This is a genomic window from Marinifilum sp. N1E240 (assembly GCF_009295825.1).
Taxonomy (GTDB): domain Bacteria; phylum Bacteroidota; class Bacteroidia; order Bacteroidales; family Marinifilaceae; genus Marinifilum_A; species Marinifilum_A sediminis.
This window is the reverse complement of record NZ_WHKF01000009.1, coordinates 42,749-56,135: the sequence shown is the minus strand read 5'-3', so window position 1 is coordinate 56,135 and position 13,387 is coordinate 42,749. Positions and strand designations below refer to the sequence as shown.

The 13,387-nt window shown below is 34.6% G+C and carries 12 protein-coding genes and 1 riboswitch; of the genes, 6 read left to right on the top strand and 6 right to left on the bottom strand.

Features of this window, described 5'->3' with window-relative positions; all coding sequences use genetic code 11:
• Positions 1–421: 421 nt before the first annotated feature.
• The gene (glmM, locus tag GCQ56_RS17295; RefSeq protein ID WP_152735795.1) at positions 422–1,810 is read right to left on the bottom strand and encodes a phosphoglucosamine mutase; all 1,389 of its coding nucleotides are present in this window, start codon (positions 1,808–1,810) and stop codon (positions 422–424) included.
• Between the two features lie 206 nt (positions 1,811–2,016).
• Here glmM and GCQ56_RS17290 point away from each other — a divergent pair, with 206 nt between their 5' ends.
• Positions 2,017–3,387: a pseudouridine synthase gene (locus GCQ56_RS17290; protein WP_152735794.1), complete on the top strand. Its 1,371-nt coding sequence runs from the start codon at positions 2,017–2,019 to the stop codon at positions 3,385–3,387.
• Between the two features lie 62 nt (positions 3,388–3,449).
• Here GCQ56_RS17290 and ribE read toward each other — a convergent pair whose 3' ends face one another.
• From ribE to ribD, 4 genes are read right to left on the bottom strand one after another with little or no spacing between them, the layout of a single operon-like run.
• Complete coding sequence (gene ribE, locus GCQ56_RS17285; RefSeq protein ID WP_152735793.1) at positions 3,450–3,911, bottom strand: 6,7-dimethyl-8-ribityllumazine synthase; 462 nt, start codon at positions 3,909–3,911, stop codon at positions 3,450–3,452.
• Positions 3,912–3,944: 33 nt separating this feature from the next.
• Positions 3,945–5,192, bottom strand: coding sequence for a bifunctional 3,4-dihydroxy-2-butanone-4-phosphate synthase/GTP cyclohydrolase II (locus tag GCQ56_RS17280; RefSeq protein ID WP_152735792.1), 1,248 nt, complete (start codon positions 5,190–5,192; stop codon positions 3,945–3,947).
• Between the two features lie 27 nt (positions 5,193–5,219).
• Complete coding sequence (locus GCQ56_RS17275) at positions 5,220–5,876, bottom strand: riboflavin synthase (RefSeq protein ID WP_152735791.1); 657 nt, start codon at positions 5,874–5,876, stop codon at positions 5,220–5,222.
• Complete coding sequence (gene ribD / locus GCQ56_RS17270; protein ID WP_152735790.1) at positions 5,861–6,973, bottom strand: bifunctional diaminohydroxyphosphoribosylaminopyrimidine deaminase/5-amino-6-(5-phosphoribosylamino)uracil reductase RibD; 1,113 nt, start codon at positions 6,971–6,973, stop codon at positions 5,861–5,863. The genes GCQ56_RS17275 and ribD overlap by 16 nt, the downstream gene beginning before the upstream one ends.
• Positions 6,974–7,087: 114 nt before the next feature.
• Positions 7,088–7,206, bottom strand: a riboswitch (FMN riboswitch).
• 190 nt (positions 7,207–7,396) lie between these two features.
• Here ribD and era point away from each other — a divergent pair.
• The 5 genes from era to GCQ56_RS17245 all read left to right on the top strand — a co-directional run bounded on the left by era (position 7,397) and on the right by GCQ56_RS17245 (position 12,608).
• Complete coding sequence (gene era, locus GCQ56_RS17265) at positions 7,397–8,278, top strand: GTPase Era (protein ID WP_152735789.1); 882 nt, start codon at positions 7,397–7,399, stop codon at positions 8,276–8,278.
• A 52-nt stretch (positions 8,279–8,330) separates the two neighbouring features.
• Positions 8,331–9,638 carry a ribosome biogenesis GTPase Der gene (gene der / locus GCQ56_RS17260; RefSeq protein ID WP_152735788.1) on the top strand — a complete coding sequence of 436 codons (1,308 nt, stop codon included), beginning with the start codon at positions 8,331–8,333 and terminating at the stop codon, positions 9,636–9,638.
• A 131-nt stretch (positions 9,639–9,769) separates the two neighbouring features.
• Positions 9,770–11,029, top strand: a complete 1,260-nt coding sequence (locus GCQ56_RS17255; RefSeq protein WP_152735787.1) for a lipopolysaccharide assembly protein LapB — start codon at positions 9,770–9,772, stop codon at positions 11,027–11,029.
• A 246-nt stretch (positions 11,030–11,275) separates the two neighbouring features.
• Complete coding sequence (locus tag GCQ56_RS17250) at positions 11,276–12,004, top strand: hemerythrin domain-containing protein (protein ID WP_152735786.1); 729 nt, start codon at positions 11,276–11,278, stop codon at positions 12,002–12,004.
• A 10-nt stretch (positions 12,005–12,014) separates the two neighbouring features.
• A complete protein-coding gene (locus GCQ56_RS17245; protein WP_152735785.1) occupies positions 12,015–12,608 on the top strand; it encodes a response regulator transcription factor in 594 nt (197 codons plus the stop codon).
• Here the strand turns inward: GCQ56_RS17245 and GCQ56_RS17240 are convergent, their stop codons facing one another.
• Positions 12,609–13,385 (bottom strand): MBL fold metallo-hydrolase, encoded by a 777-nt coding sequence (locus GCQ56_RS17240; RefSeq protein ID WP_152735784.1) that lies wholly within the window; start codon positions 13,383–13,385, stop codon positions 12,609–12,611.
• Positions 13,386–13,387: the final 2 nt, after the last annotated feature.

Genomic DNA, 13,387 nt, shown 5'->3' with positions numbered 1-13,387 from the left:
TTATATAATTATATTCGTTTCTTAATGAGGAATTTTTTCTTTATTACACCGACAAATATAGACAGATTGCCGAATTATAATTTAGAAAAAGACCTGCTTTTCAACAGTATTCCTTAAATATATAAAAAATTGAAAATAAACATCTACTTTCTGATATATTTAGAGATTTGAAAATTGGGTAAAAACACCCATACAAGACTTTCATGCAATAAACGATATTCGGGTCTGTTAATACACGCCTTGGTTTGGTGCAAAATTCCATTAAAAATAGAGAAGGAAAACTGAGGTGAAAAAAAGATTTTTCACCGCTTAAAGTGCAGGCTGAATAAAACGCAAACGATTACGGAAATTTTTCTTTTATAAAGAAAAAAAGTGTAGCCGGAAAACCGGCTACACTTTTCATAACAAAATCTCTAAAGATCTATTTTATTATTTCTTTTATCTCTGAAATGATTTTTTCAGCTAATTCATTAGCTGTTTTTTCATTTTCACTCTCCGAATAAATACGAATGATTGGTTCGGTATTAGATTTTCTCAAATGAACCCATTCATTGGCAAAATCAATTTTTACACCATCAATATCGTTTACATTTTCATGTTGATATTTTTCTTTCATAGCTACCAAAACAGCATCAACATCAATTTCCGGTGTTAATTGTATCTTATTTTTAGAAATAAAATAGTTTGGATAGCTCGCTCTCAGCTCAGATGCTTTTTTACCAGTTTTTGCCAAGTGAGTTAAAAATAAAGCTACACCAACCAATGCATCTCTACCATAATGACTCTCTGGATAAATAATACCACCGTTACCTTCACCACCAATAATAGCATTGCTAGCTTTCATCTTAGTCACCACATTTACCTCACCTACTGCTGATGCTTCGTAGCTTCCATTGTGTTTCTCGGTTACATCGCGAAGAGCTCTGGTTGAAGAAAGGTTTGATACCGTATTTCCAGGAGTATTAGCCAACACGTAATCCGCACAAGCTACCAAAGTATACTCTTCACCAAACATGCTTCCATCTTCATTCACAATTGCCAATCGATCTACATCAGGATCCACCACAAAACCTAAATCAGCTTTTCCTTGCTTCATTACATTCGCAATTTCAGTCAAATTCTCAGGAAGTGGTTCCGGATTATGAGGGAATTGTCCATTTGGCTCACAGTACAATTCTACAACATTTTGCACACCTAATGCTTTTAACAATTGAGGAATTGCAATTCCACCAACCGAATTTACCGCATCAATAGCAACAGAAAAATTAGCTTTCTTTATTGCCTCAACATCTACCAAATCCAATGACATTACATGATCAATGTGCTTTTGATTGTAATCATCAACATAAGTTACTTTTCCTAAATCATCTACTTCGGCAAATTGAAAATCTTCTCTATCTGCAATAGAAAGAACTAATTTTCCATCATCATCATTCAAGAATTCACCCTTTTCGTTCAATAATTTAAGCGCATTCCATTGTTTTGGGTTATGACTTGCTGTAAGAATAATACCTCCATGAGCATTTTCTTCCGTTACTGCCAATTCTGTAGTAGGTGTAGATGCCAATCCAATTTCAATTACATCAATACCAAGCCCCATTAATGTTCCAACAACTAATTTGTCAACCATTTCGCCTGAAATACGAGCATCACGACCAACAACCACTTTTATTTTAGTTCCATTATGTCTACGTATAGCCCATGTTCCATAAGCTGCTGAAAATTTCACCACATCAAGAGGACTCAAGCCATCTCCAACTTGACCTCCAATAGTACCTCGGATTCCCGAAATTGATTTAATTAATGTCATTTTATATGTTTCGTTTAATGTTCACAGATCAATTTAAGATCAAAATAATAACAGCTTTGTAAGACTGTTTAACTTTTGAAATCCAAAATTAGTAAAACAAATTCATGCATCACTCCTTTTAATTTAAATTTATTATCTACACAATTAATATATTCTTTGATTATTAATACCTTTGCAGGTTCAGAACATTGATCATTTATTCAGAAATGGAAGATAATAGAAAAGGTAAACCAAGTAGAGAGAGATCTTCATTTGGATCAAAAAGATACAGTAATAGAAACTCTGAAGAGTCGAAACCTAGGTTTGAAAGAGAGAATGGTTCAGATTCCAGGAGAGGCAAAGAAGATGGAGATCGAATTTTTAGAGGCAAAAGAAAATTCGACAAAGACTACCGCAAGAAAGAAGGAGATAGAAAACCATTTTCAGATTCTTCGGAAGATAATTTTTCAAGAGATTCTAGAAGATCGAATAGAGATGAATCGAAACCTAGATTCGAAAGAGGGCGTGATTCGAACTATAGAAGAAACAATGAGGATGGTGAGCGCTCTTTCAAAGGCAAAAGAAAATTTGACAAAAATTTCCGCATGGAAGATGGAGATAGAAAACCATTTTCAGATTCTTCGCAGGATGATTTTTCAAGAGATTCAAGAAGATCTAAGAGAGATTGGAATCCAAGAAACCGTAGAGATGAAAGAGGACGAGGGAAATTCTCAGATAATAAGAGAGAATTGGATGAGATATCGGAAAAAGAGCTAGAAGAAAAAAGAGCAAACAGATTTAAAAATAAGCCAAAGAAGGATGTTCTTCAAAAAAAGCATTACAGCAAGAAGAAACAACTTGCACATGCCAAAATGATGGGTCCTGTTGATGGTATTTTACGTTTGAACAAATACATTTCCAATACTGGTGCTTGCTCGAGAAGAGAAGCTGACATTAGAATTGCTGATGGAAGAGTAACAGTGAACGGTAATATTGTTACTGAAGTTGGAACTAAGGTTAATCTGAAGGACAAGGTTTGCATGGATGGAATACTGCTTCAGCCAGAAGCTAAAGTATACATCGTTTTAAACAAGCCAAAAGATTTTGTGACCACATTGGATGATCCAATGGGACGTAAAACTGTTATCGATTTAATCAAAAATGCTTGCGACGAAAGAGTTTATCCGGTTGGAAGATTGGACCGAATGACAACTGGCGTTTTGCTTTTCACCAATGATGGGGATTTAACCAAGCGTTTAACTCACCCAAGTTACAACAAGAAAAAAATCTATCATGTATTCCTTGATCGTGAAATTACTCAGGAAGAATTAGATATGGTTTCAAAAGGTTTAGAGCTTGAAGATGGTGAAATTAAAGCTGATGCAATTAGCTTTGCTGATCAAAAAGACAAAACTCAAGTTGGAATCGAAATTCATTCTGGAAGAAACAGAATTGTTCGTCGTATTTTCGAACATTTAGGTTATGAAGTAGAAAAACTGGACCGAGTGTTTTTTGCAGGAATTACGAAAAAAAATATACCAAGAGGAAAATGGAGATTCCTTTCAGAAGAAGAAGTTAGGATGTTGAAAAACTTCTAAAGCAAAAAAAACCGATGAGTAAAATCATCGGTTTTTTTTATCTCAAAATCCGCTTATCCAGATTAAAATTGCTTTAATAAATTAGCCATTTCGATAGCTGAAACTGCTGCTTCGAATCCTTTGTTACCTGCTTTTGTTCCTGCACGCTCAATAGCTTGTTCGATAGAATCAGTGGTTAAAACACCAAAAATAACTGGTACTTCAGTATCCAATGATACACTGGCAACACCTTTAGTAACCTCGCTTGAAACATAGTCGAAGTGAGGAGTAGAACCTTTGATTACAGCTCCTAAACAGATTACTGCATCGTACTTTCCACTTTTTACCATTTTTTTAGCAACCAATGGAATTTCGAATGCACCTGGAACCCATGCAACATCAACATCATCTTCCGATGCTCCGTGACGGTTAATAGCATCTAATGCACCACCTAATAATTTACTTCCAATAAACTCATTAAAACGACCAGCTACGATTCCAAATTTTAAGCCTTCAGCGATTAATTTACCTTCAATAGTATTCATCTTATATCTTGTTTTACTGTTATTTTATTCAAATTATTTCACTCTTTTTACTTTCTTGTCATCATTCTGAAGATTCCACTTCACATCCTGATGCAACATATGACCCATTTTTTTCATTTTGGTCATCATGTAAAACTCGTTTTTCTCGTGATGCGACATTTCTATTTCTTCACGATCTACAATCTTGATTCCATATCCTTTTAAACCGGCAACTTTAAGAGGATTATTAGTCATCAACTTCAAATTCTTTACTCCCAAATCAGCAAGAATAGCGGCACCAATACCATAATCACGCAAGTCAGCTTTAAAGCCTAAGGCTAAATTTGCTTCTACAGTATCCATTCCCATATCCTGCAGTTGATAAGCACGAAGTTTATTAATTAAACCAATACCACGTCCTTCTTGTCGCATATATAATAAAACACCACTTCCGGCATCATTAATTCTTTTCATTGCTTCCTGCAATTGGTCACCACAATCACATCTTAATGATCCAAAAGCATCTCCCGTTAAACATTCAGAATGAACACGTGTTAAAACTGATTCATCAGTATTCACATCACCTTTTACCAAAGCAACATGATGTTCTCCAGTTATTTTATTGATATAACCATGAGCTCTAAAATCTCCATGCTTGGTAGGCATGTCTGTCTCAGTTACTTTTTCAATCATGCTTTCAGTCTGGCGACGATACTCAATCAAATCAGCAATTGTAATCATCTTCAGATCATGCTTGGCAATATATTCCTTTAATTGAGGAACACGAGCCATTGAGCCATCTTCATTCATGATTTCGCAAATCACTCCAGCAGGATACAAACCAGCCATACGAGCCAAATCCACTGCAGCTTCAGTATGACCAGCGCGAACCAATACTCCATTTTTACGAGCTACTAGAGGAAAAATATGTCCCGGACGAGTAAAATCTTCAGGCTTTGCTTCCTTATCGAAAACTTTTAAAATGGTATGAGCACGTTCATGAGCAGAAATTCCAGTAGTACAATCCGCTGCATCAATACTAACGGTGAAAGCAGTTTGCTTTGCATCCGTATTATTGTACACCATCATGTCGATATCTAATTCATCTAACCTCTCTTTTACAATTGGCATACAAATTAATCCACCTGCTTGACGAGCCATAAAATTGATTGCCTCCGGAGTAACCTTTTCGGCAGCCATTAACAAATCACCTTCATTTTCACGATCTTCATCATCCACCACTACAATCATCTTCCCTTGTCTGATGTCTTCAATCGCTTCTTCAATAGTATGAAAATTCATAGTTTATGTATTGTTGTTTGTTTTCAATTATGCAAATCCGTTCTCTTTCAAAAAATCCATCGAAATATTCGATTGCTTATCTGTTGTTTCATCATCTCTGTGAAACATGAATTTCTCAATATATTTTGCTGTCATATCACATTCTAAATTCACCTTTTCGCCTGGCTTTTTCGATGTTAATGTAGTATCCTCTTGAGTCAGTGGAATTATCGAAACTTTAAAGATTTTCTCATCCACATATGCCACAGTCAAGCTGATACCATCAATAGCAATCGATCCTTTTTCGATTACATATTTCAATATATTTTTCGGGGCTGCAATACTTACCCAAATGGCATTATCGTCTTGCTCTTTTCCTACAACTTCGCCCAATCCATCAACATGTCCGCTAACCATATGACCACCTAAACGATCACCTACACGAACAGCTCTTTCTAAATTCACTCTGCTACCTGCAGCAAGCAATCCAAAATTGGTTCTACTCATTGTTTCTGGCATTACATCTGCCGAAAAGCCTTTAGAATCGAAACTCACAACAGTTAAACAAATCCCATTTGTTGCAATACTGTCGCCAAGTTTCACGTCATCCATAATTTCATGAGCCGAAATACTTAATCGTATCGCTTTTCCACCTTTTTGTATGGACTTAATACTTCCTATTTCTTCAATTAATCCTGTAAACATTTTTTTACTTTTCCTGTTAACATCAGATCTTGATCAAACTGATCAATTTTTATATCATTCAACTCAATTGCGTTTTTCATCAATTCAATCCCTATACCACTTACTGGTGATTTTGCTTCTACACCACCAATAATTTTTGGTGCAATAAAAGAAATTACTTCGTCTACAATTCCAGTTTCCAAGGCTGAGTAATTAAGAGTAGCTCCACCTTCCAATAAAATTCCGTCAATTCCATCTTCTCCCAATTTCACCATCAATTTTGACAGATCAACTCGACCGTTTAAAGAATCAACAACAAACACCTTATTTCCTATCTCTTCTACTGCTTTAATTTTATCTGAATCAGCAACATCAGTAACAACTATTATTGTTTTAGCTTCATTGCTGGAATTTAAAATCTTCGCATTCAAAGGAGTTCTCAAACTACTATCAACAACAATCCGAATTGGATTTCTGCCTTCTTTATCTTTTAATCTGGTAGTTAGCATTGGATCATCGGCAATCACCGTATCAACACCAACCATTATTGCAGACAATTCATTTCTCAACTCATGCACTCTGGCTCTCGACTTTTCGTTCGACACCCAGCGAGAATCTCCAGTTCTACTGGCAATTTTCCCATCCAATGTCATAGCCGTTTTCATCACTACATAAGGTGATCTGGTTTGGATATATTTTAAGAAAACTCGATTCATTTCGGTCAATTCTTCACACAAATAGCCAAAATCAACATCAATTCCATTCTCCTCTAAAATCTTAACTCCCCTGCCCGCCACCAAAGGATTTGGATCCAACATCCCAATCACAACCTTACCTATTTTGTTTTTTACAATTGCTTCGGCACATGGAGGTGTTTTGCCATAATGAGAACAAGGTTCCAATGTTACGTACATTGTAGCACCTTCTACCGATTCTTTTGAAGAACGAAAAGCATTCACTTCAGCATGAGGTCCACCGTAATATTCATGGTAGCCTTCTCCAATTACCTCATCGTTCTTTACAATGACAGCACCTACCAAAGGGTTTGGATTTACTTGTCCAATTCCTTTTTTGGCAAGCTCGAAAGCCATTTGCATGTAATCGTAATCTTTACTCATCTGCATAAAAACAAAAAGCCCTGAACAGTTCTTAAACTATTCAGGGCATTTATTATAGGTTCACCAAATGAAAAAAATCTTTCCATTGGCATGAATTAATCAAATCGATCAATTGTTTTTCTTCTCCCATCCAGACTGTACTGTCGGTACTGGAATCACACCAGTTCAATCTTGTTACAGATTCGCGGACTATCACCGCCGGTCGGGAATTTCACCCTGCCCTGAAGAAACAATAAATATATTGAAACAGAGTTTTTAAGCACTGTTTCTGCTACAAATATAAAGTTTTAGTATTTAAAAACAAATGAGTAAAAACTGCTATTTAATATGTCGCCCTAAACTAATGATTTTTACACATTTTCGTAAATGATATTAATTATTCTATCTTTGCAAAAATTTTTAAATCACTAAATTGGAGTAAGTATGCCTCATAAGTCAGGTTTTGTAAATATCATAGGAAATCCGAACGTAGGAAAATCAACCTTAATGAATAATTTGGTTGGCGAACGCATCTCGATTATCACTTCGAAATCGCAGACCACTCGTCATCGTATTAAAGGAATTGTGAATGGTGATGATTTTCAGATTGTATATTCGGATACCCCTGGAGTATTGAAACCCAACTACAAACTTCAAGAGTCGATGATGAAGTTTTCTACTTCTGCATTGGTAGATGCTGACATTATATTATATGTGACCGATGTAGTGGAGACTATCGACAAGAATGAGGATTTTTTAAAGAAGGTACAAAACACAGACAAGCCTGTGATTTTAATTCTCAATAAAATCGATTTAACCAATCAGGAAAAATTGGTTGAAATGATGGATGTTTGGAAAGAAAAGCTTCCTAAAGCTGAGATTTTCCCAATGTCAGCCAAAGAGAATTTTAATGTATCCAATTTATTTGATAGAATTTTAGAGCTTTTACCGGAAGGACCTCCTTACTTTGCTAAGGATGAAATGACTGATCTTCCTTCTCGTTTCTTTGTAAATGAAATCATTCGTGAAAAGGTTTTGACCAATTACGAAAAAGAAATTCCTTACGCTGTAGAGGTTGAAGTAGAAGAATTTAAAGATGAGCCCAAAATTATCAATATTATGGCAGTAATTAATGTTGAAAGAACTTCTCAGAAAGGAATTATTATTGGTCATCAAGGAAAAGCGCTTAAAAAAGTAGGTACCGAAGCAAGAAAAGACATGGAAGCATTTTTTGGAAAGAAAGTTTTCCTGAAATTGTATGTGAAAGTTGCCAAGGACTGGAGAAATAAAGAAAATAAGTTGAAAGGCTTCGGCTATCAGCAATAATGAAATTAACGGCTATCATTTGATACCGTTTACAGATAACAGATAATAAAAAATGAGCAATATCGTTGCAATCGTAGGTCGTCCAAATGTTGGAAAATCTACATTATTTAACCGACTAACAGGAACAAGACAAGCTATCGTAAACGAAACTGCTGGTGTTACGCGTGACCGAAATTATGGGAAAGCGGACTGGAACGGGCAAGAATTTTCGGTAATTGATACTGGAGGATATTCCTTCAACTCTGAAGATGTATTTGATGAAGAAATCCGTAAGCAGGTAATGCTTGCAATCGAGGAAGCAGATTCTATTCTGTTTGTTTTGGATGTACAACATGGACTTACAGATTTAGACGAAGCCGTAGCTCGTATTCTTCGCCGTACAGATAAAAAAGTTCACTTAGTTGCCAATAAAGCTGACAACAGTGAATTAATTTTTGCTGCTAACGAATTTTACTCGGTAGGTATTGGCGAAGTAGTTTTCCCAATTTCATCGGTTAACGGATCGGGAACTGGAGATTTACTGGATGCTGTTGTTGAAGCATTCGAAGAGAAGCCAGAAGAGGAAAATACAGATTTACCTAGAATTGCTTTTGTAGGTCGTCCTAATGTTGGTAAATCATCAACAGTTAATGCTTTAATTGGTGTTGAAAGAAATATCGTTACCGACGTTGCAGGAACTACAAGAGATTCTATTCATACTCGTTTCCAAAAATTCGGACATGATTTTATGTTGGTGGATACGGCTGGTGTTCGTAAAAAACCAAAAGTAAACGAGAATTTAGAATTTTACTCGGTAATGCGTTCGATCAGAACCATCGAAACTGCCGACGTTTGTGTTATGATTCTGGATGCAACTCGTGGTGTTGAAGCTCAAGATTTAGCAATTTTCGATTTGATTATTAAAAACCGTAAAGGTGCAGTAATCATGGTTAACAAATGGGATTTGATCGAAAAAGAGACCAATACCATGAAAGATTTCGAAGAACAAATTCGTAATCGAATTGCTCCTTTCAACGATGTGCCAATTATATTTACATCAGCAACTGAAAAGCAACGATTGTTAAATGTATTGGAAGCTGCTCTTGAAGTATACGAGAATCGTGTTCGTAAAATTATCACTTCGGAATTGAACAGAGTAATGCTTGAAGCAATTGCTACATTTACACCTCCTTCGGTAAAAGGAAAGTTCATTAAAATTAAGTATGTAACACAGCTACCTACTTTAGCTCCAACTTTTGCCTTCTACTGTAATCTACCTCAGTACATTAAAGATCCATACAAAAGATATCTTGAAAATCAGATTAGAAAAAACTGGTCGTTTACCGGAGTACCTATTCAGATTTTCATGAGAAAAAAATAGATTGCTAAACATTGCAATTTCACTAGCCGATTCAGAACTTCTGAGTCGGCTATTTTTATTCTCACCGAAATAATTTTTTAAAAACTAACTTTTTAGTTATATTTATATGATAATTATAACTAAAAAGCCCAATGAGAAGATTAATTTTTAGCCTTACCCTGGTTAGTATATTCCTAACCTTCAATGCATATTCACAAAGAACTAATAAAGTAGATCAACTACTATTTTCGGGACAGTACAAAAGTGCCATACCTTTACTAAAACAGTTAGTGAAAAAAGACAGTACAGATAGTAAATGGTATTTCCGTCTTGGAAAAGTATATCAAAATTTGAATCAAAATAAATCGGCTATTGAGAATTACCAGAAAGCACTTGATTTAAACCCAAATTCAGTTGCAACTCTATACAACTATAGCAGCTGTCTCTATTCTTCGGGAAATTATCCTGCAGCCAAACATGAGTTATTAAAACTACAAAAAATAGATTCCATGCATTATCAAGGAAATCTATTATTGGCTAAAACCAATACTACTCTTAATGATTATAATGAAGGTCTTGCCATTTATAACAAATTAGTAGAAAGAGATTCTTTGAACCCTTACCTACACAAACAAATAGGTAATTTAAAAAATCGAACACAAGATTATATAGGATCTTTGGCGGCATATCTTATCTCTTACGATCTCAATCCAAAAGATTTATCTGTTGTTCTACACATTATTCAGAAGTTTTACGAAATGTCAGCCTACGACCAAGCATTAACCTATGCAAACAATGGCTTAAATAGTTTTCCTAATAATCACATGATTTTAAAGAAAAAAGCTCAAACACTAATTGGCTTAGAATGGTATGAAAATGCTCTTCCTATACTATTAGACCTGAAAGAAAGAAAGAAACTTAAACTTCCAGATTTTAAACAATTGGGAATATGCTACATGCAAACCAGAAAATACAAATTGGCAATTAAATCTTTTAATACATGCGGAGAAACATTTGAAAAAGATCCGATGATCAATTTTTATAAAGGTGTATGTTATTCGCGTTTACACGATGATATTAAAGGAATTAAATATCTCGAAAATGCTATTGCCTACGTAACTTTACCTATTAAAGCATCAATGCATTTACATTTAGCTAAAGCTTACAATTCAAATCGTGAGTTTGAAAAAGCAGTAGATCAATACCAAAAACATTTTAAGCTGGATGGTAGAAATATAGAAGTGCTATATGAGATCGCAACCACTTATGAGGAGTATGGAGATAATAAGGAAGAGGCATTAAAATACTATGCCCAATATATGCGGGAAACCGAAAATAAGGGTGATGAAAGATATGAATACGCAAAATCACGAATTCTTCATATCAAAGAGAAAATACATTTCGAAAAGTAAAGTAAATTGTAATTATACCTACATATTGGTATTGCAACAAGTAAGCTTACATTCTACATTTGTAATGACATAAAAAACATGCTCCCGACAACTGAGACCAATTGAAATACAAGAAATCTTTTGCCATAATATTTCTTTTTTAGTGTTAATTCTTCATTTGGTTTCGGTTTTCGATTGCTTATTTGTCAACCTCTCGAAAAATCTCTAAATTTTTATTAATTTAGATTGATTAAAAATATTTAGAGCATGCGCATAAAAGAAAATATGAAATTGGCTGATGTGATTCAAATGAATTACATGCTAATTCCGGTAATTCATAGATTTGGTATTAATTTGGGTTTTGGAGACAAAACTGTGAATGATGTGTGTCAGGAGAATGCAGTTGATCTGAACTTTTTTCTTCAACTAGTAAATGCTTATCACGATCAGGATTATTTCCCAAAAGAAGAATTGCAAACCATTCCTGTTAAGGACATTGTGGCTTATCTTAAAATGACGCATGCAAGTTATTTGAATACCACTTTAAGTGAGATAGAACAAAAAATATTCTCTTTAGCTTCGGAAGATACCGAGGACAAAAAATACATCGAATTAATTCGAAACTTCTTTGAGGGCTATAAAACAGAACTTACCGCTCACATAATGCACGAGGAAGATGTCGTTTTCCCTTACGTATTAACTGTTGATGAGATCATTAAAAAACAAGACTTTTCGGATAAAAATCAACAAATTTTCGATTCTTTCTCAATTGAGAAATACGAAGAAGGTCACGATGATGTGGAGGAAAAATTAATGGATTTAAGAACCATAATGATCAAATACCTTACTCCACCTGCAAACGTAACTTTATATCATTCAATTATTCAGGATTTATTTAGGCTTGAGGAAGATTTGAATTATCATTCCAGAATTGAGGACAAGGTTCTAATTCCAAAAATTATTCTGATGGAAAAATCCATTAAAAACCTATTCTAACTCCTCATCTATGCCTAGAATCTCTATACTCATCGCTGAAAACTCTTGTTTGATACGAAAAGGCTTGCGTTCTGTTTTGCAAAAACTAGAAAACACAGAAGTCATTCAAACTATCGATAGTAAGGACGAGTTGTGCGAAATTGTGAATAAAATCAAACCAGAAATTTTGATTGCAAATCCTGACATGCTACAATCAGATTGTGAGGATTTAAAGCAATCATTTGTAAATGGGAATAAATTACGATTGGTTCTAATTTCGGATTCTCCAAGCACCAGTGAAGAATATAAGGCAGATGCTCATATTTTTTATAAGGATACTGAAAATAGAATTCTGGATATTTTACAGGAAATAGTGGGTGGTATCCAAAAAAATAAAAACGATGATAAATCGAATGATACTTTAAGTACTCGGGAAAAGAATATTCTGAAGCATATTGCCTTAGGCTTAACCAATAAGGAAATTGCTGATCAATTGTTTATTAGCATTCATACTGTGGTTACTCATCGTAAAAACATCACTCAAAAACTGAGTATTAAATCAGTTTCAGGATTAACGGTTTATGCTATTTTACACAATATCATTTCAATGGATGAAGTAAAATAACTACAATTCAATTTGATCTCCAGCATTTAAATCAAGCACACTCAAGTGTTTTTTAAATTCATCTCGAACTTTAAATCCAGTACAATGAGTTGGTCCAACAAGTTCTACTTTTTGCTGGCATAAAAATTCAATGGTTTTCTGAGTCACTTGGTCTAACTTTCTCAAGTGAAATCCACCCAAAACAGCATAAACTTGTTCTGTATTGCAAACTTTCTGTGCATATGAAACAGTATTGCAAATACCTGAATGTGCACAACCACTAATTACGACTAATCCCTTATCCGATTTAATAACAATAGCTGAATCATCTAATACAAAATCGGAGGATCCATCCGATAATACAAAAGAAGTATCTTTTGATTCAAAATCATTTTCTCGTGGAATTTCACCCAGGAAAACTATACTTCCCGAAATCCAATATGGTTCTTTGCATTCAAGAATCTCATAATCCTTTTGAATATCTTCTCTTGAAAAAGACAAACCAACATTAGTCCCATTTATCTTTCCACTACGCCTTGTAAATGAATCTGGATGTAAAATCAATTGCTTTCCATTCAAATAAGCCAAACCATCACCATGATCCCAATGTCCGTGGCTTAAAACCACAGTTTCTACATCCGTTAAATCCTCTCCCAATTTTGCTGCATTCTTTCTAAACAATTCATTGGGTCCAAGATCAAACAAGATTTTTTTATCTGCTTCAATCAGTAAGGAAAATCCGTGAACCGATTCAAATCCCGATTTAGCTGTATTATCAAGCAATACTTTAATATTCATGT

Excerpts from the sequence above, each read along its gene's own strand:
- GCQ56_RS17245 (WP_152735785.1), top strand. The coding sequence starts at position 12,015 with ATGCCTAGAATCTCTATACTCATCGCTGAAAACTCTTGTTTGATACGA.
- GCQ56_RS17250 (WP_152735786.1), top strand. The coding sequence starts at position 11,276 with ATGCGCATAAAAGAAAATATGAAATTGGCTGATGTGATTCAAATGAAT.
- GCQ56_RS17280 (WP_152735792.1), bottom strand. The coding sequence starts at position 5,192 with ATGAATTTTCATACTATTGAAGAAGCGATTGAAGACATCAGACAAGGG.
- era (WP_152735789.1), top strand. The coding sequence starts at position 7,397 with ATGCCTCATAAGTCAGGTTTTGTAAATATCATAGGAAATCCGAACGTA.
- glmM (WP_152735795.1), bottom strand. The coding sequence starts at position 1,810 with ATGACATTAATTAAATCAATTTCGGGAATCCGAGGTACTATTGGAGGT.
- GCQ56_RS17290 (WP_152735794.1), top strand. The coding sequence starts at position 2,017 with ATGGAAGATAATAGAAAAGGTAAACCAAGTAGAGAGAGATCTTCATTT.
- der (WP_152735788.1), top strand. The coding sequence starts at position 8,331 with ATGAGCAATATCGTTGCAATCGTAGGTCGTCCAAATGTTGGAAAATCT.
- GCQ56_RS17255 (WP_152735787.1), top strand. The coding sequence starts at position 9,770 with ATGAGAAGATTAATTTTTAGCCTTACCCTGGTTAGTATATTCCTAACC.
- ribE (WP_152735793.1), bottom strand. The coding sequence starts at position 3,911 with ATGAATACTATTGAAGGTAAATTAATCGCTGAAGGCTTAAAATTTGGA.
- GCQ56_RS17240 (WP_152735784.1), bottom strand. The coding sequence starts at position 13,385 with ATGAATATTAAAGTATTGCTTGATAATACAGCTAAATCGGGATTTGAA.
- GCQ56_RS17275 (WP_152735791.1), bottom strand. The coding sequence starts at position 5,876 with ATGTTTACAGGATTAATTGAAGAAATAGGAAGTATTAAGTCCATACAA.
- ribD (WP_152735790.1), bottom strand. The coding sequence starts at position 6,973 with ATGAGTAAAGATTACGATTACATGCAAATGGCTTTCGAGCTTGCCAAA.